Source organism: Variovorax paradoxus B4 (assembly GCF_000463015.1).
GTDB classification, from domain to species: domain Bacteria; phylum Pseudomonadota; class Gammaproteobacteria; order Burkholderiales; family Burkholderiaceae_C; genus Variovorax; species Variovorax paradoxus_E.
Window position 1 is genome coordinate 441361 of record NC_022247.1, and the last position, 24911, is coordinate 466271.

Genomic DNA, 24911 nt, shown 5'->3' on the forward strand with positions numbered 1-24911 from the left:
TGTGCGGAGGAGGTCATGGCCAGGCCCGGTTACCAGCTGAAGGTCTTCGCGCCCTCGGCGTCGATCAGCTTCACGTCCACCGGCACGGCGGCCGGCACGTTGGCGCCCCACTTCCTGGCAAGCGCGATGCCGATGGCCAGGCGGATCTGGTCGCGCGGGTACTGCGCGGTGGTGGCGATGAACTTCGAGCCCGGCTTCTGCATGGCCTTGATGGCTTCGGGCGCGCCGTCCACGCTGGCGAGCTTCACGTCCTTGCCGCTGGCCTCGATGGCGGCGAGCGCGCCCATCGAGCCGCCATCGTTCACGCTGAAGATGCCTTTCAGGTTGCCGTTGGCCTGCAGGATGTTCTCGGTGACGGTGAGTGCGGTGGCGCGCTCCTGCTTGCCGTTCTGCGTGCTTACCACCTTGATGCCGGGGTACTTGGCGAGCGCTTCGCGGCAGCCTTTCACGCGCTCCAGGATCGGCACGACCGGAATGCCGTCGAGGATGGCCACGTCGCCTTTCTCGCCGATGCTCTTCGCGAGGTATTCGCAGGCGAGCCGGCCTGCGTCGATGTTCTTCGAGCCGACGAACGAGTCGACCGGGCCCTGCGCGTTGGCATCCACCGCCACCACGATCAGCCCCGCCTTCTTGGCCGAGCGCACGGCCGACTGCACGCCGGTGGAGTCGGTCGGGTTCAGCAGCAGGATGTCGATCTTCTTCTGGATCATGTCCTCCACGTCGCCGATCTGCTTGGCCACGTCGTGCCGCGCATCGGTGGTGACCACGGTCGCGCCGATGCTGGCCGCGGCCTCTTCGAGCGCCTGCTTCATCGTCACGAAGTAGGGGTTGTTGAGTTCCTGGAAGGTCATGCCGATGCGCAGCGGCTGCTTCGGGGTCTGCGCCTGTGCGGCGGATGCGCCGCAGGCCAGTGCGGCGACGAGGGCGGTGGCTTTGAGAAGGTTCTTCATGGTGGCTGTCTCCTGGGGTTGTGGCTGTCTTGGAAAAGCGCGGGCAAAGGCGCGCCCCGCGCGGCGCCCGAAGCGCCGCGCCGATGACGACGCGGGAAACAGGGAAGGCCGGCTACGGCGGGCTGGCGGCACGCAGGTTCGCGGCTTGCGCGGCCTGCATGCGATGAAAATTGCGGAACTTGGTCGGCGGCATGCGCTTGTGCAGCAGGAACTGCCGGTTGAAGTTCGACACGTTGTTGAAGCCCACGTCCATGCAGACGTCGAGCACCGGCTTCTCGCTGCTGGTGAGCAGCTCGCAGGCGCGGCTGATGCGCAGCCGGTTCACGTAGCGCACGAACGATTGGCCGGTGTGCTTGCGGAACGAACGCGAGAACGCGCTCGGGCTCTGGCCCACCAGCTCGGCCAGCATCGGCTCGCGCAGGTCGTCGCCGAGGTTGGCCGCGATGTGCGCGAGCACGTTGTTGATGGCGTGCGACATGAAGGCCTTGGGATCGGGCTTGAACGCGGGGCTCGCGAGCCGCTGGCGGTCGCGGCTGTCCACCAGCAGTTCGAGCAGCGAAAGCAGCAGGATCACGCGGCGCAGTCCGCGCGCTTCCAGCAGCGACTCCATCAGGGGCTTGGCGGCGGCGGCGGTTTCGGCCGAGAAGAGCAGGCCCGAACCCGATTCGGCGAGCAGCGGCGCAATGCGCTCGAACTCGGGAAAGGTGGCCGCCATGTTCTTCGCCAGCCCGGCCGGAAACTGGATCACGATGCCGCGCCGCTCCACGCTCTGGCCCGCGGGCACGTCGCTGATCCAGTTGTGCGGCAGGTCGGGGCCCATGAGCACGAGGTTGCCGGGCTCGAAGTGGCCGACGTGGTCGCCGACGAAATACACGCCCCGGGTCTCGACGATCAGCTGGATCTCGTACTCGGGGTGGAAATGCCAGCGCACCGTGCGATACGGATAGCCGTGCGCCCAGGCGGTGAACGATTCGTCACCGCGGACTTCGACGATTTCCAGATCGGGCTGCATGGACGTTCCTTTTTCCTTGTCTCGGGGCGCACTGTACGAATCGCGCCGGACGCCAACAACCAGAGATGGTGCTCGAAACTGATACTTTCTTGACCTTTGTGCAAGCCCGCGGGCGAAGGCATTGCATTGCAGCAAACGCCTTTCTCCTCGGGGGGAGAGGCGGCGCCGCGGAGAGATTGCTGCACTGCCGCAAGCGCCGGAAATGGCATGTCAAGAATTCATAGGTGTTTTCCCGCCCTCGTGAAGGCCCGGCAGCGGCACGGCACACTCTGGCGCCATGACGAACACCTCTTCTTCTCCCTCGCCCGCGGGCCCGCTGGCCGGCCTCAAGGTCATCGAGCTCGGGCAGCTGATCGCGGGGCCCTTCGCGGCGCGTACGCTGGCCGACTTCGGCGCCGAGGTCATCAAGATCGAGCCGCCGGGCGCGGGCGATCCGCTGCGCAGCTGGCGGCTCCTGAAGGACGGCACCTCGGTGTGGTGGCAGGTGCAGTCGCGCAACAAGCGTTCGCTCGCGCTCGACCTGCGCCAGGCCGAGGCACAGGCCGTGGTGCGGCAGCTGGCCGCCGAGGCCGACGTGTTGGTCGAGAACTTCCGCCCCGGCGCGATGGAAGGCTGGGGTCTCGGCCCGGACGAACTGCTGGCCGCCAACCCCGCGCTCGTGATGCTGCGCATCAGCGGCTACGGCCAGACCGGCCCCTACCGCGACCGGCCGGGCTTCGGCGTGGTGGCCGAGGCGATGGGCGGGCTGCGCCATCTCACGGGGGAGCCCGGCCGCGTACCGGTGCGCGTGGGCGTGTCGATCGGCGACACGCTGGCTTCATTGCACGGCGTGATCGGCGTGCTGGTGGCGATGCAGCACCGCCACGCGACCGTCAGCGCCAACTACCCGAAGGGCAGGGGCCAGGTGGTCGACGTGGCGCTCTACGAGGCGGTGTTCAACTGCATGGAAAGCCTGCTGCCCGAGTACGGCGCGTTCGGCGCGGTGCGCGAGGCGGCCGGCAGTGCGCTGCCCGGCATCGCGCCGACCAACGCCTACCGCTGCGCCGACGGCGGCTACGCCATCGTCGCGGGCAATGGCGACAGCATCTTCCGCCGGCTGATGGAATGCATCGGCCGGCCCGACCTCGCGGCCGATCCGTCATTGGCCGGCAACACGGGCCGGGTGGCGCAGGTGGAGATGCTCGATGCCGCCATCGGCGACTGGGCCGCAGAGCGCTCGGTGGACGAGGTGCTCGCCGCACTGGCCGCCGCGCACGTGCCGGCCGGCCGCATCTACACCATTGCCGACATCGCGGCCGACCCGCACTACGCCGCGCGCGGCATGCTGCAGCAGGTGAGGATGCCCGACGGCAGCGCGCTTGCGGTGCCGGGCTTCGTGCCCAAGCTCTCGCTCACGCCGGCCAGCCACCGGTACAACGCGCCGGCGCTGGGCGCGGACACCGACGCGGTCTTGAAGGAGATCGGCCTCAACGCGGAGCAGATCGCCGCGCTGCATGCGCGCGGGATCGTCGGCTGAGCGGTGCGGGTCAGGCTCGCAGCGATTCGATCAGGTCGATGTACTTCTGCTTCGCCTCGTCGGCACCCAGGCCTTTTTGCGCGGTCCAGGCGTCCCACTTGGCGCGCGCGACGATGTCGCTGAAGCTGGGCTTCTTGGCCGTGTTGTCGCCCTCGGTGGCCTGCTTGAAGAGGCCGTAGATCTTGAGCAGCGTCGGGTTGTCGGGGCGCTCCGCCAGCAGCTTGGAGTTGGCCTGGGCGGCTTCGAACAGGGCGTTGAGGTCGGACATGGTGGTCGATTGAAAAGCGGGAAACCCGCATCTTAAAGCGCACGGTACTCGCCGGTACCAACCGGCCTCAGTCCGCCAGCCCGGCCCGCGCCAGTTCCACGTCCAGCCGTTCCTTCGCGTCCGCCGGCTGCAGCGCCGCGGCTTTTTCGTAGAGCTGCGTGGCCTCGCCCATGTGTGCGTCGCCATGCAGCATGAGCAGCGCGCGGCCGTATTCCATCAGCGCGCTGGGCGAATGGGGATGCAGTTCCAGGCCGCGCTCGAACAGCTCGACCGACATTTCGGCGCGCACGCCGTAGGTCATGCGGCCGACCAGCGCACCCACCTTGTCGATCACCTCGGCGTGGAAGGCGGCCAGCGCGACGTGCGCATCGGCATGGAGCGGCTGCAGTTCGATCACGCGCTCGAGTGCGCCCTTGAGCTTGCTGCCGAGGCCCTGCGCCAGGGCGCGCGCCACGCTGATGCCCTGGCTGTAGCGCCCGAGCGCATAGGCTTGCCAGTAGAGCGCATGGCAGTTGTCGGGCTCGGCGGTGGCCTGCGCGGCGGCCCGCTCGATGACCTGGCGGAACATCGAAAGCCGGACCGATTCGCGTGGCTCGAGGTAGTTGGCATAGACGGCGGTGGCCTGGTTGGCCAGCAACAGGCCATCCGCGCCGTGCGCGAGGCCGAGCGCGGCGGCGCGCTCGAATTCGCCGCTGTGATACAGCGCCCAGCCGTCGGCCAGCGGATGTTCGCCGGGCGGAGGCGGCAAGGCGTGGCCGGCGTGCAGCCGGGACCAATGCGACAGCAGCGTCTGCGCGTCGTAGCGCGGCGCGTCCGTGTAGGGCAGTGGCGTCCAGGGTTCCTCTCCCGCGGTCATGGGACTGACTGACATCAGCGAAAGCGGTTTGAAGTTTGACTGGGGCATGGTCTAGGCCTGGGCTGCCAAATCGACTGTCGCGGCTGGAGGCGGCGTGCTTGCCGAATCTTCGCCGCTGTAGGCATGGCTGAGTGTCAGCAAATGCCGCCGCTGCTCGCCTCCGAGATAGGGCGCGAGCAGATGCAGCGTGTGCTGGCCGCCGCGCATCAGCGCGCCCTGGGCGTGGGCGGGTTCCAGCGCCTCGCGCGGATTGCGCACGTATTCGTAGCTGAGCCAGTAGGTCAGCACCACCACCATGCTCTGGGCGAGTGTGTCGACCTCGTGGGCATCGATGTCCAGGTGCCCGGCCCGGCTCAGCCCCGCGATCAGCACGCGGATGGCGCGCGCCTTGTTCTTGAGCACCAGCTGGAACTGCGTTTCGAGATGCCGGTTTTTGCTCAGCAGGTCGTTCAGGTCGCGGTAGAGAAAGCGGTAACGCCAGATCAGCTCGAACAGGCTGTGCATGAAGAACCAGGCGTCTTCCACATCGTGCACGCCTTCGCTGGCATGCAGGAGCTCGTTGAGCTCGGCCTCGTAGCCTTCGTAGAGCTTGTTGATCAGCTCTTCCTTGGCGGGGTAGTGGTAGTAGAGATTGCCGGGGCTGATGTTGAGTTCGCCCGCCACCAGCGTGGTGGAGACGTTAGGTTCCCCGAAGCGGTTGAACAACTCCAGTGCGGCTTCGAGGATGCGTTGCGCTGTGCGGCGTGGCGCCTTCTTGGCCATGTCAGTCCCCGTTTTTTATCTCTTGGGGACACTCTAGCGTATGTGCACCGCACCATGAACGGTGCAGGGCAATGTTTTGCGGCGGCACGCGTTGTGCACCGCCGCAAAAAAAGTCGGCCGGGGAGGGTTTCAGCCCGCCTTGGTGCCGCGCCGCACGGTCTTTTTGGTGGCGGCCGCCGGTGCTGCGCTGCGACCCGCGGTCTTGCGGCTCGCGGTGCGTGCCGTGGTCGCGGTGGGCTTGCCCTGGCGGCGCTGCAGCTCGGCCTCGAGCGCCGCCACACGGGCCTGCAGCGCGGCGTGCTCGGCGGCCGAGGGGATGCCCAGCTTTTCGAGTGCGCGCGCCACGCGTTCTTCGAAGATGTTCTCGAGCTTGCCCCACTGGCCCGCGGCCTTGGTGCCGAATTCGCTCGCGAAGCCGGCCATGCGCGTCTGCGCCTGCGCCAGGGTTTCCTCCGCGGCCTGCTGGGTCTTCTTCTGCATGCCGGCGCCATCCTTCACCAGCGCCTCGAAAGCCTTGCTGCCTTCCTGCTGCATCTTGGCGAAGGCGCCAAGCCCCGCAAGCCAGATCTGCTGGGCCGAATCCTTGATGCGGTCGGAGCCCTTGTTGCCGTGGTCGTCGTCCTGGGTAGCCATGGTGCGAATGTTCCTGTGAAACCAACGAGCGACTCTAGCCGCTCGGCCCGCTTGTTTTTAGGGCTTTGTATCTATGACCTGGATCCTTCGTGGAACACCGCGGAACCGGCTTTGCCGGGCCGCTGGTGTTGCCCCCGGTAGGGGGTTGGCGTAGCGACACGAAGTGCGCGAAGACTGGGGGCGTGCCTATTGCCCGGCGGCGCGGCTGGCGTCCAGATGGGTCTTGGCGCGTTCGGCAAGCGCCATTTCGCCGGGCGTGCCGGGCACGAAGGGCTGCACCGGCAGGGGGCGGCCGTGCGAATCGACCGAGACGAAGACGATCAGGCATTCGGTGGTCTTGTCCATGGTGCCGCCCTTCATGTCGCCGCTTCGCACCTCGACCGAGATGTTCATGCTGGTGGTGCCGGTGTAGGCCAGCCGGGCCTCGACCTCGACCAGGTCGCCGATCATGATCGGATGGTGAAAGCGGATGCTGCCGATGAAGGCCGTCACGCAGTAGCGCTTGGCCCAGCTGGTGGCGCAGGCGTAGCCGGCCTCGTCGATCCATTTCATGACGGTGCCGCCATGGACCTTTCCGCCGAAGTTGACGGTGCTGGGCTCGGCCAGAAAGCGAAGGGTGATGGAGGACATGCGCCGCCTTTTTTTGTGGGCCGTGGATGGGGTTCCGATTATGCGAGCGAGTGCCCACCGCGGCGCGCGCCGCCGGTCGGCGCGGCACGCACGTTCAGCCGCCGCCGCCGAACAGCTCCGCCAGTGTGCGCCGGAGCCAGGCGTTGCCGGCGTCCGCGTGGAAGCGCTCGTGCCAGTGCTGCTTGACGGCGTAGGCCGGCAGCTCGAAGGGCGGCTCCAGCAGCTTCACCGGCTCCTGCGTGGCCAGCACCTTGCCGAGGATGCTGGGCACGATCACGATCAGCTCCGTGTGCGCCACGATGCGTGCCACGCTCAGGAAGCTCGACAGGCTGGCCACCACGTTGCGCCTGAGCCCCAGCCGGGCGATGGTCTTGTCGACGATGGCGTGGCCGGTGCCCGATGAGGCCACCACCGCATGCGCCTCGGTCTCGAAGCGTTTGCGCGTGAGCCGCTCGCCGATGCGCGGATGGTTGCGCGCGGCCAGGCAGACGAAGTTCTGCATGAAGAGCGTCTGCTGGTAGAAGCCCGCGTCCAGCTGCGGCATGAAGCCCACCGCCAGGTCCACCGCGCCGTCCTCGAGCCGGCGTCCGCTCTCGGTGGAGATGATCTCGGTCTCGATGCGCACGCCGGGGGCCTTGCGCCGCAGATGGTCGAGCAGGCCGGGCAGCAGCACCACCTCGCTGATGTCGGTCATGCAGATGCGAAAGCTGCGCGCCGCGCTGGCGGGGTCGAAGCTGGCGCGTCCGCCCTTGGCGCGGTTCAGCCGGTCGAGGATGTCCTGCACCAGCGGCTGGATCTGCCGCGCGTAGGGCGTGGGCTCCATGCCGCGCGAGGTGCGCACGAACAGCTTGTCGCCGAAATGCGTGCGCAGCCGGGCCAGCGCGGTGCTGGCCGCCGACTGGGAAATGCCGAGCCGCTCGGCGGCGCTCGACACGTTGGCCGTCTTGTAGACCTCGTCGAACGCCAGCAGCCATTCGAGATCGAGCTGGGCCATGAAACAACTCCTTTGCCGCCACCACTATCAATAAACAAGATCAGGCCTATCGCCATGACCCCATTGCGCCAATAGTAGTACCGGCGGAAGATGGCCGCTTCCCGGAGACAACCGCCGCACGACGGCCGGAACCGCCATTCATGAACCCCACCGCCCAGAAACCCGCCGCCCCGGCGCCTGCCAATGCCGCGGAGCGCCGCGACTACTACGAGCGCATTCGCCCGCTGAACCTCACGCCGCTGTGGGAGTCGCTGCATGCGCTGGTGCCGCGCGAGCCCGCCACGCCCTGCGTGCCGGCGCTCTGGCGCTACGACGAGATCCGCCCGCTGCTGATGGAATCGGCGGCGCTCATCACCGCCGAGGAAGCGGTGCGCCGCGTGCTCGTGCTCGAGAACCCGGCGCTGCCCGGCAGCTCGTCGATCACGCAGTCGATCTACGCCGGCCTGCAGCTCATCATGCCGGGCGAGGTCGCGCCCTCGCACCGCCATGTGCAGTCTGCGCTGCGCTTCATCGTCGACGGTAAGGGGGCCTACACCACGGTGGGCGGCGAGCGCACCACCATGTACCCGGGCGACTTCATCATCACGCCTTCCTGGGCCTGGCACGACCACGGCAACGAGGGCGTCGGCGGCATGGTGGAGCCGGTGGTCTGGCTCGACGGGCTCGACATTCCGATGCTGCGCTTCTTCGACGCCGGCTTTGCCGAGAACGACGACGCCAAGGTGCAGCACGTGGTGCGCCCCGAAGGCAACAGCCTGGCGCGCTTCGGCCACAACATGGTGCCGGTGCGCCACGACCACGGGTCCGCCACCTCGCCGATCTTCAACTACCCCTATGCGCGCAGCCGCGAGGTGCTGGCCCTGCTGCAGAAGCAGGAAGCGCCCGATGCCTGGCTGGGCCACAAGCTGCGCTACATCAACCCGCTGACGGGCGGCGCGCCGATGCCCACCATCGGCACCCAGCTGCAGCTGCTGCCCCGGGGCTTCGCGGGCAAGACGCATCGCGCCACCGATGGCACCGTCTACAGCGTGGTCGAAGGCCGCGGCATTGCCGAGATCGCGGGCCGGCGCTTCGAGTTCGGCCCGCGCGACACCTTCGTGGTGCCCTCGTGGGCGCCGCTGCGGCTTTCGGCGCCCGGCGAGGACGTGGTGCTCTTCAGCTTCTCCGACCGTCCCGTGCAGCAGGCCATGGGCATCCTGCGCGAGGCCTTCCTCGACGAAGCCTGAGAGCCGCCCGAACCTCTTTTCTCCTTTTTTTCCTTGTCTTGACCATGTGCCGCCGCGCGCGGCAGGAGCCTTCATGTCCTTCGTCTTCACGCCTCCTTCCGTCGTCGGCCTGCCCATCGTGGGTTCGAGCGACCTGTTCCCGGTGCGCCGGGTCTATTGCGTGGGCCGCAACTACGCGGCGCATGCGCGCGAGATGGGCTTCGACCCCGACCGCGAGCCGCCGTTCTTCTTCTGCAAGCCCAACGACGACGCCTCGGTGGTGCCGGTGGCCGAAGGCGAAACCGGCGCCATTCCGTACCCGCCGCTCACGAGCAACTACCACTACGAAGCCGAGCTCGTGGTGGCCATCGGCAAGGGCGGCAAGGACATCGCGGTGGAGCAGGCAGCCGGCCACATCCACAGCTATGCCGTGGGCCTGGACATGACGCGCCGCGACCTGCAGATGAAGATGCGCGAAGCCGGCCGGCCGTGGGAAATCGGCAAGGCCTTCGATTTCTCGGCGCCCATCGCGCCGCTGCGCACGCTGGCCGACATGGGCGAGATCAATGCCGGCGCCATCAGGCTCGAAGTGGACGGCCAGGTGCGCCAGAACAGCGACATCACGCACCTGATCTGGTCGGTCAACGAGGTGATCGCCAATCTCTCGACGCTCTTCACGCTGCAGCCCGGCGACCTGATCTTCACGGGCACGCCCGAGGGTGTGGGCGCGGTGAAGCCCGGCCAGACCCTCAAGGTGAGCATCGACAGGCTCCCGTCGCTCACCGTCCGCATCGACTGAGCAAACGCAGCGCAGAAGGCCCCGCGATGAGCACATCTCTCCCGAAGAATCCCCCCACCGTGCTGCTCGTCGGCGGCGGCATCGGCGGCATGGCCGCCGCGCTGGCGCTGGCGCGGCTCGGCGTTTCCATCGACCTGCTCGAGCAGAGCGCCACCATCGGCGAGATCGGCGCCGGCCTGCAGCTCGGCCCCAATGCCTTCGCGGCGCTCGACGCGCTCGGCGTGGGCGAGGCGGTGCGCCGCAACTCGGTCTTCACCGACCGGCTCGTGATGATGGATGCGGTCGACTGCGGCGAAGTGGCCTCGGTGCCGGTGGGCGAAGCCTTCCGCGCGCGCTTCAGGAACCCCTATGCGGTGAGCCACCGCGCCGACCTGCACGGTGCCATCCACGAGGCCGTGAAGCAGCATCCGCTGATCCGCTTCCACACCTCGGCACAGGTCGAGTCCCTCGACATCGGCGCGGGCAAGACGCAGGGCGTGGTCGCCACCACGCGCGACGGCCGGCGCTTCAAGGCCGATGCCATCGTGGGCTGCGACGGCGTGAAGTCGGTGGTGCGCGCCAGGCTCGTCGGCGACGAGGCGCGCGTTTCCGGCCACGTGGTCTACCGCGCGGTGGTGCCGGTGGCTGACATGCCGGCCGACCTGCGCTGGAACGCGCCCGTGGTCTGGGCCGGCCCCAACTGCCACCTGGTGCACTATCCGCTGCGCCATGGCGAGCAATACAACCTGGTCGTCACCTTCCACAGCCGCGAGCAGGAAGAGTGGGGCGTTTCCGAAGGCAGCAAGGAGGAAGTGCACTCCTATTTCGAGGGCGTGCATGCGCGCCCCCGCCAGTTGCTCGACCGGCCCACGTCGTGGCGCCGCTGGAGCACGGCCGACCGCGATCCGGTGGAGCGCTGGAGCGACGGCCCGGCCACGCTGCTCGGGGATGCCGCGCATCCGATGATGCAGTACCTCGCGCAGGGCGCCTGCATGGCGCTCGAGGACGCGGTCACGCTGGGCGCCGCGGTGCAGGCCTGCGATTTCGACATGCCGGCCGCCTTCAAGCTCTACGAGGCCGCACGCATTCCCCGTACCGCCCGCGTGGTGCTGTCGGTGCGCGAGATGGGCCGGCTCTATCACGCCAAGGGCGTGGAGCGGCTGGTGCGCAACAGCCTCTGGGTGGGCCGCACGCCCGAACGCTTCTACGATGCGGTCGAGTGGCTCTATGCCTGGCGGCCCGAGCATTGCATGGACGACGCGCCGCCGCCGCTGCTGCGCTCCGTCGCGGTGCCCGGCAGCGAGGCGGCCGCCGTGCTTTCGCCACACTGATCGAGCGGGTTTCTTTCATCATCACCATTCGAGGCCACAGGCCCAGGAGACAACAAGTCATGACCTTTTCGACGCGCGCACTGCGCACCGGCATCCTGGCCCTGGCGTCGCTGGCCGCCGCCACCGGCGCGCTGGCGCAGGCCGGCGACTATCCGAACAAGCCGGTCACGCTGGTCACGCCCTTCGCCGCCGGCAGCGGGCCCGACGCGGTGCTGCGGCTGGTGTCCGACAAGCTCTCGCGGCTGTGGAACCAGCGCGTGCTGATCGACAACCGGCCGGGCGGCGGCGGCTTCATCGCCATCGACCAGGCACGGCGCGCGGCGCCCGACGGCTACACGCTGCTGCAGCTGGACAGCGAGCACATCGCGGCGCTGCCGCACCTGTACAAGTCGCGCAACTTCGTGACGCTGCAGCACTTCGACCCCGTGGCCTCGCTGTTTCGCACGCCCTTCTTCGTGGCCGTTTCGAGCGAGTCGAAGTGGAAGAACATGAGCGACCTGATCGCGGCCGCCAAGGCCAGCCCCGACGCCATCGTCTACGGCTCCTGGGGCGTGGGCAGCCCGGGCCACCTGGGCGCGCAGCAGCTGGAGGCGCTCAGCGGCATCCGCATGCGGCATGCGCCGTTCCGCGAGGTGTCGCAGCTGTTCTCCAACGTGGGCACGGGCGAAGTGCCGTGGAGCTTTGCCAGCATTCCGTCGAGCCAGGGCATCTACAAGGCCGGCAAGCTGCGCTACCTGGCCATTGCCGCGCCCAGGCGGATTCCGCAGATGCCCGACGTGCCGACCATGGCCGAGGCGGGCGGACCGGCCTCGCTCGAGGTCAACTCCTTCGTCTCGCTGCTCGCGCCCAAGGGCGTGCCGGCGGCCGTCAAGGCAAAGATCAACGCCGACGTGGCCAAGGTCATTGCCGATCCCGAGATCCGCGCCCGCTTCGACACTTTCGCCTTCGAGCCGCTGGCCTGGTCGCCCGAAGAGATCGAGCGCAACGCCGAGGCCAAGTCCAAGGTGTATGGCGAACTGGTCCGCCGGGGCAACATCAGCCTCGACTAGCGGCCCTCATTACTATTACGTTTTTTCACATTTCATTTTCACCTTCCATGCACGCCACCAAGAGAGCCCTCCTGATCGCCTGCGGCCTGGCCGCCGCCGCGCTGCCGCTGGCGGCCAGCGCACAGAACAATGCCTGGCCCACCAAGCCCATCCGCCTGCTCGTGGGCTTTCCGGGCGGCTCCACGCCCGACATCGCCGCCCGCACCATCGCCGAGCCGCTGGCCAAGGCGCTCGGCCAGCCCGTGGTGGTGGACAACAAGCCCGGTGCCTCCGGCAACATCGCGGCCGACATGGTGGCCAAGGCCACCGATGACCACACGCTGGGCATCGTCATCAACGGCAATCTCACCTCGTCGAAGATGCTGTACCCGCGGCTGCCCTACGACCCCGCGAAGGATTTCACCTACCTCTCGCTGATTGCCACGGCCCCGCTGGTGCTGGTGGCGCAGAACAGCCTGCCCTCGGGCACCGCCTTCTTCGATGCGGCGCGCAAGGGCGGCGACAAGTGGAACTACGGGTCGGTGGGCGTGGGCTCGGTCGGGCACCTGGGCATGGAACTGCTCAAGAGCCGCGTGGCCGGCTTCAATCCCGAGCACGTGCCCTACCAGGGCAACCCGCAGGTCGTGACCGCGATGCTCGGCGACCAGGTGCAGATGGCCCTCATCCCGCCGGGCGTGGCCATGCCGCAGGTGCGCGCCGGCAAGCTCAAGGCCATCGGCCTCACGGGCGGCCGCAGCGCGCTGGTGCCCGAGCTGCCGCCGCTCGCCGAAGCCGGCGTGCGCGACTTCAACCTCGAGGTGTGGGTGGCACTGCTCGGGCCCGCCAGCCTCTCGAAGACCGCGCAGGCGCGCATCAGCCGCGAGATCGAGGTGATCATGAAGCAGCCCGAAGTGCGCCGGAAGCTATTCGAACAAGGCTGGCAGGCGGTGGGCACCTCGCCCGACGGCATGCGCCTGCGCGTGAAGGAAGAAGCGGCGATCATGACCCGCATCATCTCGACCCGCGGCATCAAGATCCAGTGATGACCGCCGTCCAGCAGAAGAAGACCCTGAGCGAACCGGCGCGCGAGCTGCCGGTCTTCGGCGAATACGACGTGGTGGTGGTCGGCGGCGGCCCGGCCGGCATTGCCGCCGCCGTGAGCGCGGCGCGCCACGGCGCGAACACGCTGCTGGTGGAGCGCTACGGCTTCCTCGGCGGCATGGGCACCGCGGGCGGCGTGACCAACTTCGCGGGCCTCTACGGCAGGCGCAACGGCGAGATGACGCTGCTGGTGCGCGGCGTGGCCGACGACCTGCTGGCACGCATCGACGCGCTGGGCGGCCTCAACACCCCCCAGGACGGGATGCAGGGCCGCATCCGCGTGCGCTCCTACGACACCTCGGCCTACAAGATCGCGGCCGACCAATTGCTGCTCGACGCCGGCGTGCACCTGCTGTTCCACGCCTGGGCGGCCGCGGTGGTGCGCGAGGGCGACCGCATCGCGGCGCTGGTGGTCGAAACCAAGTCGGGCCGGCAGGCGATTCGCGCCAACGCCTTCGTCGACGCCAGCGGCGACGCCGACGTGGCGGCTTTTGCGGGCGTGCCTTTCGAAGTGGGCGACGGCCATGGCAGCGGCCTGTTTCCGACCACGATGTTCCGCGTCGGGCAGGTCGATGCGCAGCCCGCACTCGCGGCCGTGGGCGAGTTCAAGGCCATCAACGAGTTGATGGCGCAGGTGCAGGAGCGCAAGCCCGGTGTCTACCAATTTCCGCGCGAAGGCGCGATCCTGCGGCCCAACATCGATCCGCGCGAATGGCGTGCCAACGTTACGCAGATCCGCAATGCAGCCGGCCGCGCGATGAACGGCGTCGATGCGCGCGAACTCACCGAAGGCGAACTCGAAGGCCGGCGCCAGATTGCCGAGTACTTCAAGTTCATGAAGGCCGAGGTGCCGGGCTTCGCCGGGGCGGCCATCGTCGAGATCGCGCCGCAGGTCGGCATCCGCGAAACGCGCCGCATCGAGGGCCTCTATGCGCTCACGGGCGAGGACATCCTGTCTTCGGCCAGGTTCGACGACAGCATCGGCATCAATGCCTGGCCCATGGAAATGCATGCGGACGGCCGCATCGAGTGGGCCTTCCCGCGCGACGGCAACCGCACCTACAACCAGCTGCCCTGGCGCATGCTGGTGCCGCGCACGGTCGACAACCTGCTGGTGGCTGGCCGCTGCGCCGCCATGACGCACGCAGGCCAGTCGGCTGCGCGTGCGAGCGGCGGCTGCTTCGTGATGGGGCAGGCGGCGGGTACGGCCGCGGCTTCGCTGGGCGCCAGCGCGAAGTTCGCGGACGTCGACGTGTCTGCGCTTCAGAAGAAGCTGGCCGCCGACGGCGCCGATCTCGATCGCTGAGCCCCTGGCGGGTACTGACCGCCCCGCGACAGCCCGCGGGCGCGGCCTTTGCTATGGTCGAGGGTTGCTTCTTTCGCATTGAACGCCCCCGATGACCACCGATCCCGCCACCGCCGCCCGCCTTGTCGACGAACTCGTCGCGCTCATGCAGCTCGAGCCGCTCGGGGGCGACCGCTTCCTGGCCCAGAGCGAAGACATCGGCACGCCCGCCGTGTTCGGCGGCCAGGTGCTCGGCCAGTCGCTCGCGGCCGCGAGCCTCACGGTCGGTGCCGACCGCCCCGTGCATTCGATGCACGCCTACTTCCTCCTGCCGGGCGAGCATGCACCCATCGAATACAGCGTGGACCGCGTGCGCGACGGCCGCAGCTTCACCACGCGGCACGTGGTGGCGCGCCAGCAGGAACGCATCATCTTCGAGATGTCGGCCTCCTTCCAGACGGTGGACGACGGCGTCGAGCACCAGTTCGACATGCCCACTGTCGTTGGTCCCGAGGGGCTCGCGAGCGAACTCGACCAGCGCCTCGCGCTTGGCGAGCGCCTGCCCGAACGCTGGCGCATCAAGGGCCTGGAGCCGCACGGCATCGAATACCGCCGCGTCGAGGCCGACGATCTGCTGACGCCGGAGGTGCGTCCGTCCGAAAGCGCGATCTGGATGCGCGCCATCGCGCCGCTGCCCGACGACCCGGTGGTGCACCGCGCGCTGCTCGCCTATGCCTCCGACCACGGCCTGCTGCGCGCTGCGATGCTGCCGCACGGCCTGAGCTTCATGAGCGGCCAGGTGCGCCCCGCGAGCCTCGACCACGCGATGTGGTTCCACCGCGATTTCCGCATGGACGACTGGCTGCTCTACGTGCTGGATTCGCCGAGCGCCAGCGGCGCGCGCGGCCTGTGCCGCGGCAGCCTGTTCACGCGCGACGGGCGGCTGGTGGCGTCCACGGCGCAAGAGGGCATGCTGCGCGTCAGGCGCTGAAGGGCTGGTTGCCGCTATGGCGGCGTTTCGGCGGTCAGCGGTCCCGAGGCGCCGTCGCGGCTGCGCTCGTCGAGCAGCCGCTGGTAGTTGTCGCGCAGCAGGATGCCCGCGTAGTACACATGCTCGCGCATCAATTGCTCCGCGCGTGCCGCGTCGCCCGAAATCACCGCATGCACGATGCGGTGGTGGTCGTCGTGCGAACGCAGGATCACGCCGTGGTCGTTCCACAGCATGATCCGGTCCGACGCGAAGGGCACCGCCTGCGCCTGCGCGCCGAAGCGCATCACCCACGGATTGCGGGCGCCCTGCATCAGCGCGTTGTGCAGTCGCACGTTCATCTGCTGATAGGGCGCGAGGTCTTCCACCAGCAGCTTGCCCTTCGCAAGTATTTCGTCGCCTTCGCGCAGGCATTCGTGCAGTAGCGCGGCGGTCGGCTCGTCCACGCCGAGCGCGGCAAAGCGCCGGCAGGCCAGCCCCTCGAGCACCGAGCGCACCTCGTAGGCCGCCAGGATGTCCTCGAGCGCGAACGAGCGCACGAGGTAACCCTTCTTCGGCTGGTGATCGATCAGCCCCTCCATTGCCAGCGCGGCCAGCGCGGTGCGCACTGGCGTGCGCGACACCTTGAGGCTTTCCGCGATGGGCACTTCCTCCACGCGCATGCCGGGCGCAAGCCGCCCGTGAAGGATCCAGGCGCGCAGCGTCTCGGTGACTTGTTGAGAGAGTGTGTCCATGTCAGGTATACATGATGCCTGTAAATTTGGGCAATGGTTCGAGTTATTAGGGAAAACGAGGGCGCATTCATGTTGCCATGTATACACAATGCGATCCTCGATCAACTTTCAAGCCGCATGAGCGCGGCCCGGAGACCCTGCTGCCATGGCGGAACATCATGCACAACCCCACGGCCGGCTGGCCCTCGTGACCGGTGGCGGCCGGGGTATCGGCGAGGCCGTGTGCCGCCGTCTCGCGGCCAGCGGCTATCGCGTCGTTGTGGCCGACATCGACGGCGACAACGCCCGCGCCGTGGCAGAGGCTCTCGGCGAAGGCCACCACTTCCGCCAGTTCGACGTGAGCGAAGAGGCTGCCGTCGAAGCCGCATTCGACGACGTCGAAAGCAAGCTCGGTCCGGTCGCCGCGCTGGTCTGCGTGGCCGGCATCTTGCTGATGCCCGGCGGCGAGCGCTCGCTCATCAAGGACACCACGCTCGAAGACTGGGAACGCACCTTCGCAGTGAACGCACGCAGCGTGTTCCTGTGCGGGCGCGCCTACCTGCGCCGCCGCGAGGTGGCACCTGTGGCGCATGGCCGCATCGTCACCTTCGGCTCGGTGGCGGCACAGCTCGGCGGCTACCGTTCGAGCGCGACCTACATCGGCGCGAAGTCGGCGGTGCTCGGCCTCACCAAGGCCATGGCGCGCGAATCGGCGCACCTGGGCGTGACCGTCAACGCGGTGGCGCCCGGCCTCATCGACACCGACATGCTGCGCGGCACCGTGCGCAGCAGCGGCGCGCTGGAGGCGGCGGCCGCCAACATCCCGCTCGGGCGCATCGGCACGGTGGACGACGTGGCGGGTGCGGTCGATTACCTTGCCTCGGAGCAGGCGGCCTACATCACGGGCAACGTGATCGACGTCAACGGCGGCTACCGCATGCAGTAGGGCCCACGGCCCGCCTTCCCTTTATTCCAACGGAGACAGCACCATGAAGAAGAACCTGCTTTCGGCCCTGGCCACCAGCGCGGCACTGTGCGCGCTGGTGCCCGCCGCGTTCGCGCAGTCCGAACCCGGCCTCACCGACAAGACCATCAAGATCGGCATGTTCTCGCCGATGTCGGGCGCGTCGATGAACTACGGCTTCGACGTGATCAACGCCGCCAGGATGTACTACGACAAGGTCAACAAGGAAGGCGGTGTGAACGGCCGCAAGATCGAGCTCGTGGTGGAGGACGACCGCTGCAACGCCAACGACCTGCTGGCCGCGGTGAAGAAGCTCACCGAGCAGGACCAGGTGTTCCTGCTCAACGGCGGCTCGTGCTCCGCGGCCGTGGTGGGCGCGCGCGAATACGTCGAGCGCGCGAAGATCCCGCTCGTGATGCTCAACGCCTCGGGCGACGGGGCGCTGTATCCGCCGTCGAGGTACATCTACGGCGCGTTCTCGATCTCGCAGCACGCCGTGGGCGGCTCCATGGTGCAGTTCGCGAGCGAGCAGCTCAAGGCGAAGAAGATCGGCTACATCAACCACGACGACGCCTACGGCGGCTGGAACCTCGAATCGGCCCAGGCGCAGGCCAAGGCGCTCGGCGGCGTCGACCTGCAGGTGCAGTCGGTCAATCCGAACATCACCGACGTCACGGCGCCCATGCTCAAGATCAAGGCTGCCAACCCCGACGTGCTGCTGCTCACGACCTATGCGCGACCCGTGAGCCTGATTGTCAAGCGCGCTTTCGAACTGGGCTTCAACAAGCCCATCGTGCTGGCCGTCAACTCCACCGCCGACCTGAAGCAACTGGTGGAGAACGTGGGCAACAAGGACGCCTTCAAGAACGTCTACATCCAGGAAGTGCTGGCCGACCTTCCCGGCGGCCCCAAGCTCAAGTGGGTGTACGACATGTACAAGGCCGCCTACCCAGACCTGGCCTCGAAACCCGGCTACCCGCAGACCTACATGCCCTACGGCATTCCATCGGCGATGGCGGTGGTCAACGCTCTGAAGGCCGCGGGCCCGAACCCCACGCGCGAGAAGGTGCTGGCGGCGCTCTCGACGATGAAGTTCGACTCCGGCGTGATGGCCGGCCCGATCGAATTCGGCCCGGACGACCGCGCGGCGCAGGAGGCGGCGATCTACATCAAGTTCGACGGCAGCAACATGGCGCTGGTGCCGGGCAGCTACAAGAGCGTGTGGAAGTACAAGCCCTGAGGGCGAGCATCGCATGAGCCCTTCCGACATCTGGCTTTTCGTGCAGCAGGGCGTGCTGTCCGGCATCGTCACGGGCAGCGTCTATGCGCTGCTCGCGGTGGCGATCGTGATGGTCTTCAAGACCACCGACGTGCCGAACTTCTCGCAGGGCGAGATCTTCATGGCCGGCGGCTACGCGGCGCTCTTCCCGCTGGTGGTATGGGGCTGGCCCTATTGGGGCGCGGTGCTTGCGAGCATCGCGGTCACCGCCTTGCTCGCCGCAGCGTTCCAGCGCGTGGTGATGCAGCGCGTGACCGCGTCGCGCGGCGTAGGCGTGCAGCTCGTCATCGCCACGCTGGGCTTCGCCTACCTGCTTAAGGGCCTGGTGCGCAAGACGGGGCTGGGCGACACGCCGCGCTCGCTGCCTTCGCTGGTGCCGCAGGACCCGGTCATGATCGGGCAGGCCTCGCTCACGCTGCTCGACCTGGCCATCTTTGGCTCGGCCGTGGTGGTGATGGTGCTGCTGTACCTGATGTTCACGCGCACCCGCACCGGGCAGGCCATGCGCGCGGTGGGCATGAACCCGCGCGGCGCACAGATCGTGGGCGTGAAGCTCGGCACGATCCGCATGAAGATCTGGGCGCTCACGGGCGTCATCTCGGCCATCTCGGCGCTGCTCATCACGCCCAAGATCCTCATCACGCCCGACATCGGGCACATCGCGATCCTGGCCTACGCGGCCGCCATCGTCGGCGGCTTCGCCAGCCTGCCGGGCGCTGTGGTCGGCGGCTTCATCATCGGCATCGTCGAGAACCTGGTGGGGCTGTTCATCTCGTCCAACGCCATCGTGGTCGCGCCCTTCGTGGCGATCATGGTGGTGCTGCTGGTGCGTCCGCAGGGGCTGCTCGGCGGCAAGCCGCAGGTGAAGAAGGTATGAGTGCCTCTTCGATTTCTTCTCCCTGGTGGGATCGCACGGTGCTGCTCGCCATGGCGGTGGTGCTCGCGGTGCTGCCCTTCACCACCAGCGGCTATGTGCTGTACGTGGTCAATCTGCTGATGGTGTTCACAGTGCTCGCGCTCGGCATGCACCTGGTCATCGGCGAGACGGGGCAGTTCGCGCTGTCGCATGCGGCCTTCTTCGGCATCGGCATCTACACGGCGGGGCTCATCAACAACCAGTGGCAGCCGCCGTTCTTCGTGTCGATCCTCGCGGGTGCGGTGCTTTCGGCCGTGCTGGGCTGGGTGATCGGCCTGCTGGCCCTGCGCATGCGCGACATCTACCTGGCGCTCGCGACCTTCGCGTTCGGCGAGGCGATGCAATGGGTGTTCCTGAACTGGGAGCGGGTGACCAACGGCTCCAACGGCCTGCAGATGAAGCCGGCCTCCCTTGGCGGCTACCAGTTGATGAACGACCTGCAGGCCTACCCCTTCGTGGTGGCCATCGCGGCGCTGATGCTGTGGCTCACGGTGGCGCTGTCGCGTTCGCGGCTGGGCTCGTCGTTTCGCGCGGTGCGCGAGAGCGACGTGGCGGCCATTGCCATGGGCGTGAACACGCGCGCGGTCAAGGTCACGGCCTTCGTGCTGTCGGCGGCCTTCGCGGGCGTGGCGGGCGGCATGTACACGCTTTTCACCTCGTTCATCCATCCCGAGAGCCTGGGCTTCCAGACCACGATCCTGATCCTCACGATGGTGGTGGTCGGCGGGCTCGGATCGGTGCGCGGCGCGGTGGCGGGCGCCATCGTGTTCGGCCTGGTGTCGGAGCTGCTGCGGCAGGCCCCTTCGTACCAGGAAATCATTTACGGCGGCATCCTCATGCTCTTCATGATGTTCCTGCCCAAGGGCATGGCATCGCTCTTCGCGGCGCGCCGCAAGCAACAGCGCGCCGCATCGGTGGCCGTGATGGAGAAGCAGGCATGAACGCCACGGCATTTCTCGACGTGCGCGACGTCAGCGTGGTGTTCGGCGGCCTCAAGGCGGTGAACGGGCTGTCGTTCCAGGTGGAGCAGGGCCGTATCCATGCACTCATCGGGCCCAACGGCGCGGGCAAGTCGACCACCTTCAACTGCATCTCGCGCTTCTACACGCCCACGAGCGGCAGCGTCAGCTTCGAAGGGCGCGAGCTCACGCGCGTGTCGCCGCACCGCATGGCGTCCCTCGGCATCGCGCGCACCTTCCAGAACCTGGAGCTATTCGCCGAACTGTCGGTGCTGGAGAACGTGCTGCTCGGCACCCATGCGCACGGGGCCAACACGCTCGGCCGGCTGCTGCGCCGCCCCGACCGCGAGACCGAGGACTTCGCGCTGCACCTGCTGGAGCGCGTGGGCCTGGCCGGCGAGCGGCACCAGCCGGCGCGCGATCTCGACTTCGGCCGCCAGAAGCTGCTCGAACTCGCACGGGCGCTCGCCATTCGCCCCAAGCTGCTGCTGCTCGACGAGCCCGCTGCCGGCCTGCGCAACCGCGAGATCGAAAGCCTCGACCGCCTGCTGAAGGAACTGGTCGCGCGCGACGGCATTACCGTGCTTCTGGTCGAGCACGTGATGCAGCTCGTGATGTCGATCTCGGACCGCATCACCGTGATGGCTTTCGGAGAAAAGATCGCGGAAGGCACGCCTGCGGAGATCGGCAGCAACGCCCGCGTCATCGAAGCCTATCTGGGAAAAGGAAATGAAAAAGGGGCCGCACATGGCTGAAGCCTTGTTGTCGCTGCGCTCGATCTCGGCCGCGTATGGCCGCATCCAGGCGCTGTGCAACGTGTCGGTCGACGTGCCCGAGGGCGAGATCGTCGCGCTGCTCGGCAGCAATGGTGCGGGCAAGACGACCACGCTCAACTGCATCTCGAACCTCGTGGACTGCACGCACGGCGAGGTGCGCCTGGCCGGCGAGCGCATCGACAGGCTCGGCTCCGACGCGCTGGTCAAGCGCGGCATCGTGCAGGTGCCCGAGGGCCGCCAGGTGTTCCGCGACATGAGCGTGCGCGAGAACCTCGACCTCGGCGCCTACCTGCGCCGTGACCGCGCGGGCATCCGCAGCGATCTCGAAGCGGTCTACACGATGTTCCCGCGCCTCAAGGAGCGTCAGCACCAGATGGCCGCCACGCTTTCGGGCGGCGAGCAGCAGATGCTGGCGATCGGCCGCGCGGTGATGGCGCGGCCGCGCGTGATGCTGTTCGACGAACCGTCGATGGGCCTGTCGCCGCTGCTGGTCGAGCAGATGTTCGAGATCATCGAGCGGCTGCACCGCGAGCAGAAGATCACCATCCTGCTGGTCGAGCAGAACGTGCAGCTCGCGCTGGCGGTGTCGAGCTACGGCTACATCCTGGAGAACGGCGAGATCTCCCTGCACGGGCCTGCTGCCCGGCTCGCGAACGACGAGGCCGTGCGGCGCGCCTACCTCGGCGTCTGACGCCGTTTCCCCCTGAAGGACAGTTCATGCTTCTCAAAGACAAACTCTCGCTCGTCACCGGTGCCGCGCGCGGCCTGGGCGAGGCCATCGCGCGCCGCATGGCCTCTGAAGGCGCGCTTGTGGTCGTGGTCGACCGCGATCTGGAAGTCGCACGGCAGGTGGCCGCATCGATCCGCGAAGCCGGCGGCCGAGCCGATGCGGAAAGCGTCGACGTGAGCGATGCGGCTGCGGTCGATGCGCTTGCTGCGCGCATTGCCGCGTCGCATGGGGACATCGACATCCTCGTGAACAACGCCGGCATCTCCGCGCGCTCGAAGTTCGACGAGCCCGGCGCGCGCGAGGCCTGGGACCGCGTGATGTCGGTCAACCTGCAGGGCGTCTTCAACGTCACGCAATCCTTCGTGCCGGCGCTCAAGCGCACGCGCGGCAACATCGTCAACCTGTCGTCCATCGTGGCCTTCGGTGCGGGCATCTCTTCGGCCGGCTACGTGGTGGCGAAGGGTGGCGTGCGCTCGCTCACGCAGGTGCTCGCGCGCGACCTCGCACCCTACGGAGTGCGCGTGAATGCCGTCGCGCCGGGGCTCATGGTCACCGACATGACCGCGGGCCAGCGCGAGACCGAGCACGGCACCGACTGGTACCTGAGCCGCGTGCCCGCCAAGCGCCACGGCGAGGCCGACGAGATCGCCGGGCCGGTTGTCTTTCTTGCGTCCTCGATGGCCAGCTACGTCAATGGCGTGGTGCTGCCGGTCGATGGTGGCTACCTGGCGGTCTGAGCGCTGCCTTCCAATGGAACAACCATGAACAACACCAGTCAAGACAAACCGCTCGTCCTCGTGACCGGCGGCGCCAGCGGCATGGGCCGCGCCATCGTCGAGCGCATGGCGCGCGACGGCTGGCGCGTGGTGATGGCCGACTACAACGGCGAGCTTGCCGGGCGCGAAACCGCCGTGCTGCGCGCGGCGGGGCTCGATGTCGAGTGCCGCGCCATCGATCTGACCGACGAGGCTGCGGTGCGCGCGATGGTGCAGCAGTTGCCGCCGCTCGCGGCGCTGGTCAACAACGCGGGCATCTTCGACGAGCGTGCATTCCTCGACGTGACATCGGCCGACTTCCGCCGCATGTACGAAGTCAACCTGCTGGCCGTGGCCACGCTCACGCAGGAGGCTGCGCGCAAGATGGGCAACGGCGCGCGCATCGTCAACATCGCGTCGCGCGCGTACCTCGGCGCGAAGAACCATCCGCACTACGTGGCCTCGAAGGCCGCGCTGGTCGGCTACACACGCGCCAGCGCGATGGAGCTGGCGCCGCGCGGCATCATGGTCAACGCCATCGCGCCGGGACTCATCGACACGCCGCTGCTGCGCGCGCTGTCGCCCGAGCGGCTGGCCGCGCAGCTCGCGCTGCAGCCCACGGGGGCCGCGGGCAAGCCCGAGGATGTGGCGCACGCAGTCGCCTTCTTCGCGTCGCCCGCGACCTGCTTCGTGACCGGGCAGGTGCTCTTCGTCGACGGCGGCAAGTCGCTTGGCGGCTCGGGGTCCTGATGGCGCAGCAGCAAGAGAAGAGCGAATACGACGTCGTGGTCATCGGCAGTGGTGCGGGCGGACTCTCGGCTGCGCTCACCGCGAAGCTCGAAGGCCTCGACGTGCTGGTGGTGGAGAAGACCGACCGCATCGGCGGCTCGACCGCAATCTCCGGCGGTGCGGTCTGGGTGCCGCTCAACGACCAGGCGGAGGCGGCCGGCCATCCCGACACGCATGACAAGGCCTGGACCTACCTGCAAAACACCGTCGGCGCGGCCGGCGACGAGGCAGTGCGCCACGCATTCCTCGACGCAGGTCCGCGTGCGCTGCGCTACCTGCGCGAGCGCACCGACGTGCAACTGGCCGCGCGCACCTACTCGCCCGACTACTACCCCGACCGCGAAGGCGCCGCCATGGGCGGCCGTTCGCTCGACCCCATCGAGTTCGACGGCCGGCTGCTCGGCGCGCACTTCAAGACATTGCGCGATCCCCTGCCCGAGTTCTGTGTGCTCGGGGGAATGATGGTCAACATGACCGACGTGAAGCATCTGCTCGGCGTCTGGCGCTCGTTCGCCTCATGGAAGAACGGCGTGAAGATGTTGCTGCGCTACTTTGGTGACCGCCTCAGCGGCCATCACCGTGGCACGCGGCTGCTGCTGGGCAATGCGCTTGCGGCACGGCTTTTTCACAGCGTGCTGCAGCAGGGCGTTCCGTTCTGGCTCGACACGCCGGCGCTCGGCCTGGAGACGGATGCGAACGGCACGGTCACCGGCGTGAAGCTGTGCCGCGACGGCAAGGAGATCACGGTGCATGCGCGGCGCGGCGTGGTCATCGCCACCGGCGGATTTCCATGGAATGCGGCCATGCGCGGCCAGCACTATCCAGTGCCCACCGGGCCTTATTCGATGTCGCCGCAAGACAATGCCGGCGAAGGCATCGCCATGGCGCAGCAGGCCGGCGGCGTGCTCGGCACGGGCCACGCGGGGCCGGCGCTGTGGGCGCCGGTGTCGCTGCTGACGCGGCCCGACGGCAGCGTGCTGCGTTACCCGCACCTCGTGTGGGACCGGGCCAAGCCCGGCCTCATCGCCGTCGACGCGCGCGGCGAGCGCTTCGTCAACGAAGCGACCTCGTACCACGAATTCGTGCGCGGCATGTACCGAGGGAACGACAAAGCTACCAGCATTCCCGCGCTGCTGGTGTGCGACAGCGCGTTCATGGAGAAGTGGGGCCTGGGCCTTGCATTGCCCGGCGGTCGCCCGCGCGAGCACCTCGTGCGCGCAGGATATCTCTATCGCGCCGACACGCTGGAAGACCTGGCGAAGCAGGCAGGCGTGGACCCGGCCGGCCTCGCGGGCACCGTCGCGCGCTACAACCCACTCGCCGCGCAGGGGCAGGACCCGGCCTTCGGCAAGGGCGGCGACGCCTACAACCGCTACCTCGGCGATCCCGATCACCAGCCCAATGCCTGCCTCGCGCCGGTGAAGCAGGCGCCGTTCTATGCGGTGAAGGTGTACCCCGGCGACATCGGCACAGCGCTCGGTATCCGCGCCGACGGCAACGCCCGCGCGCTCGATGCGCAGGGCGCGCCCATCGCCGGCCTCTACGTTGCGGGCAACGACATGCACTCGGTCATGGGCGGCGAATATCCTGCGCCGGGCATCACGCTCGGGCCCGCGCTAACCTTCGGCTGGGTGGCCGGCATGCACCTGGCCCGCGGCACCGTCGAACACGCCTGAAAAACACATACCTCATC

General features: G+C 68.2%; 26 protein-coding genes. 17 read left to right on the forward strand and 9 right to left on the reverse strand.

Going from position 1 to position 24911, the window contains the following annotated elements:
- Positions 1-29: 29 nt before the first annotated feature.
- Together VAPA_RS02040 and VAPA_RS02045 are read right to left on the reverse strand one after the other, a co-directional pair.
- The gene (locus VAPA_RS02040; protein WP_021005104.1) at positions 30-950 is read right to left on the reverse strand and encodes an ABC transporter substrate-binding protein; all 921 of its coding nucleotides are present in this window, start codon (positions 948-950) and stop codon (positions 30-32) included.
- Positions 951-1062: 112 nt separating this feature from the next.
- Entirely contained in the window at positions 1063-1962 is a 900-nt protein-coding gene (locus VAPA_RS02045; protein ID WP_021005105.1) for a helix-turn-helix domain-containing protein, read from the reverse strand.
- 277 nt (positions 1963-2239) lie between these two features.
- On the opposite strand from VAPA_RS02045, the gene VAPA_RS02050 reads away from it, so the two are divergent.
- Positions 2240-3478, forward strand: coding sequence for a CaiB/BaiF CoA transferase family protein (locus VAPA_RS02050; protein WP_021005106.1), 1239 nt, complete (start codon positions 2240-2242; stop codon positions 3476-3478).
- 10 nt (positions 3479-3488) lie between these two features.
- On the opposite strand, the gene VAPA_RS02055 is transcribed toward VAPA_RS02050, so the two are convergent.
- The 6 genes from VAPA_RS02055 to VAPA_RS02080 all read right to left on the reverse strand — a co-directional run bounded on the left by VAPA_RS02055 (position 3489) and on the right by VAPA_RS02080 (position 7621).
- Positions 3489-3746 (reverse strand): acyl-CoA-binding protein, encoded by a 258-nt coding sequence (locus tag VAPA_RS02055; RefSeq protein WP_021005107.1) that lies wholly within the window; start codon positions 3744-3746, stop codon positions 3489-3491.
- 67 nt (positions 3747-3813) lie between these two features.
- Positions 3814-4650 carry a tetratricopeptide repeat protein gene (locus VAPA_RS02060; protein WP_196232538.1) on the reverse strand — a complete coding sequence of 279 codons (837 nt, stop codon included), beginning with the start codon at positions 4648-4650 and terminating at the stop codon, positions 3814-3816.
- A 3-nt stretch (positions 4651-4653) separates the two neighbouring features.
- Entirely contained in the window at positions 4654-5364 is a 711-nt protein-coding gene (locus VAPA_RS02065; protein ID WP_021005109.1) for a TetR/AcrR family transcriptional regulator, read from the reverse strand.
- A gap of 129 nt (positions 5365-5493) precedes the next feature.
- On the reverse strand, positions 5494-5997 hold the full coding sequence (locus VAPA_RS02070) for a phasin family protein (RefSeq protein ID WP_021005110.1): 504 nt from the start codon (positions 5995-5997) through the stop codon (positions 5494-5496).
- 186 nt (positions 5998-6183) lie between these two features.
- Complete coding sequence (locus tag VAPA_RS02075) at positions 6184-6627, reverse strand: acyl-CoA thioesterase (protein WP_021005111.1); 444 nt, start codon at positions 6625-6627, stop codon at positions 6184-6186.
- Positions 6628-6721: 94 nt separating this feature from the next.
- Positions 6722-7621 (reverse strand): LysR family transcriptional regulator, encoded by a 900-nt coding sequence (locus VAPA_RS02080; protein WP_021005112.1) that lies wholly within the window; start codon positions 7619-7621, stop codon positions 6722-6724.
- A 140-nt stretch (positions 7622-7761) separates the two neighbouring features.
- Here VAPA_RS02080 and gtdA point away from each other — a divergent pair, with 140 nt between their 5' ends.
- From gtdA to VAPA_RS02115, 7 genes are all read left to right on the forward strand, one after another.
- Positions 7762-8847, forward strand: coding sequence for a gentisate 1,2-dioxygenase (gtdA, locus tag VAPA_RS02085; protein WP_021005113.1), 1086 nt, complete (start codon positions 7762-7764; stop codon positions 8845-8847).
- Positions 8848-8920: 73 nt separating this feature from the next.
- A complete protein-coding gene (locus VAPA_RS02090) occupies positions 8921-9625 on the forward strand; it encodes a fumarylacetoacetate hydrolase family protein (protein ID WP_021005114.1) in 705 nt (234 codons plus the stop codon).
- 26 nt (positions 9626-9651) lie between these two features.
- Entirely contained in the window at positions 9652-10935 is a 1284-nt protein-coding gene (locus VAPA_RS02095) for a 3-hydroxybenzoate 6-monooxygenase (protein WP_021005115.1), read from the forward strand.
- Between the two features lie 59 nt (positions 10936-10994).
- Entirely contained in the window at positions 10995-11984 is a 990-nt protein-coding gene (locus tag VAPA_RS02100; protein WP_021005116.1) for a Bug family tripartite tricarboxylate transporter substrate binding protein, read from the forward strand.
- A 47-nt stretch (positions 11985-12031) separates the two neighbouring features.
- Entirely contained in the window at positions 12032-13006 is a 975-nt protein-coding gene (locus VAPA_RS02105; RefSeq protein ID WP_021005117.1) for a Bug family tripartite tricarboxylate transporter substrate binding protein, read from the forward strand.
- The gene (locus tag VAPA_RS02110; RefSeq protein ID WP_021005118.1) at positions 13006-14370 is read left to right on the forward strand and encodes an FAD-dependent oxidoreductase; all 1365 of its coding nucleotides are present in this window, start codon (positions 13006-13008) and stop codon (positions 14368-14370) included. The genes VAPA_RS02105 and VAPA_RS02110 overlap by 1 nt, the downstream gene beginning before the upstream one ends.
- Before the next feature lie 91 nt (positions 14371-14461).
- On the forward strand, positions 14462-15340 hold the full coding sequence (locus tag VAPA_RS02115; protein WP_021005119.1) for an acyl-CoA thioesterase: 879 nt from the start codon (positions 14462-14464) through the stop codon (positions 15338-15340).
- A 14-nt stretch (positions 15341-15354) separates the two neighbouring features.
- On the opposite strand, the gene VAPA_RS02120 is transcribed toward VAPA_RS02115, so the two are convergent.
- Entirely contained in the window at positions 15355-16071 is a 717-nt protein-coding gene (locus VAPA_RS02120) for a GntR family transcriptional regulator (protein WP_021005120.1), read from the reverse strand.
- Between the two features lie 145 nt (positions 16072-16216).
- Here VAPA_RS02120 and VAPA_RS02125 point away from each other — a divergent pair, with 145 nt between their 5' ends.
- The 9 genes from VAPA_RS02125 to VAPA_RS02165 are packed head-to-tail and all read left to right on the forward strand — an operon-like array spanning position 16217 to position 24894.
- Positions 16217-16996, forward strand: coding sequence for an SDR family NAD(P)-dependent oxidoreductase (locus tag VAPA_RS02125; protein WP_021005121.1), 780 nt, complete (start codon positions 16217-16219; stop codon positions 16994-16996).
- Positions 16997-17039: 43 nt separating this feature from the next.
- The gene (locus tag VAPA_RS02130) at positions 17040-18254 is read left to right on the forward strand and encodes an ABC transporter substrate-binding protein (protein WP_021005122.1); all 1215 of its coding nucleotides are present in this window, start codon (positions 17040-17042) and stop codon (positions 18252-18254) included.
- Positions 18255-18267: 13 nt separating this feature from the next.
- Entirely contained in the window at positions 18268-19170 is a 903-nt protein-coding gene (locus VAPA_RS02135) for a branched-chain amino acid ABC transporter permease (protein ID WP_021005123.1), read from the forward strand.
- The gene (locus tag VAPA_RS02140) at positions 19167-20150 is read left to right on the forward strand and encodes a branched-chain amino acid ABC transporter permease (RefSeq protein ID WP_021005124.1); all 984 of its coding nucleotides are present in this window, start codon (positions 19167-19169) and stop codon (positions 20148-20150) included. The genes VAPA_RS02135 and VAPA_RS02140 overlap by 4 nt, the downstream gene beginning before the upstream one ends.
- Positions 20147-20923, forward strand: a complete 777-nt coding sequence (locus tag VAPA_RS02145) for an ABC transporter ATP-binding protein (protein ID WP_021005125.1) — start codon at positions 20147-20149, stop codon at positions 20921-20923. Before VAPA_RS02140 ends, VAPA_RS02145 begins: the two co-directional genes overlap by 4 nt.
- Complete coding sequence (locus tag VAPA_RS02150; protein ID WP_021005126.1) at positions 20916-21635, forward strand: ABC transporter ATP-binding protein; 720 nt, start codon at positions 20916-20918, stop codon at positions 21633-21635. Before VAPA_RS02145 ends, VAPA_RS02150 begins: the two co-directional genes overlap by 8 nt.
- A 26-nt stretch (positions 21636-21661) precedes the next feature.
- Positions 21662-22411, forward strand: a complete 750-nt coding sequence (locus tag VAPA_RS02155) for an SDR family NAD(P)-dependent oxidoreductase (RefSeq protein ID WP_021005127.1) — start codon at positions 21662-21664, stop codon at positions 22409-22411.
- A gap of 24 nt (positions 22412-22435) precedes the next feature.
- Positions 22436-23179 carry an SDR family NAD(P)-dependent oxidoreductase gene (locus tag VAPA_RS02160; RefSeq protein WP_021005128.1) on the forward strand — a complete coding sequence of 248 codons (744 nt, stop codon included), beginning with the start codon at positions 22436-22438 and terminating at the stop codon, positions 23177-23179.
- On the forward strand, positions 23179-24894 hold the full coding sequence (locus tag VAPA_RS02165; RefSeq protein ID WP_021005129.1) for an FAD-dependent oxidoreductase: 1716 nt from the start codon (positions 23179-23181) through the stop codon (positions 24892-24894). Before VAPA_RS02160 ends, VAPA_RS02165 begins: the two co-directional genes overlap by 1 nt.
- The last annotated feature ends 17 nt before the right edge of the window (positions 24895-24911 follow it).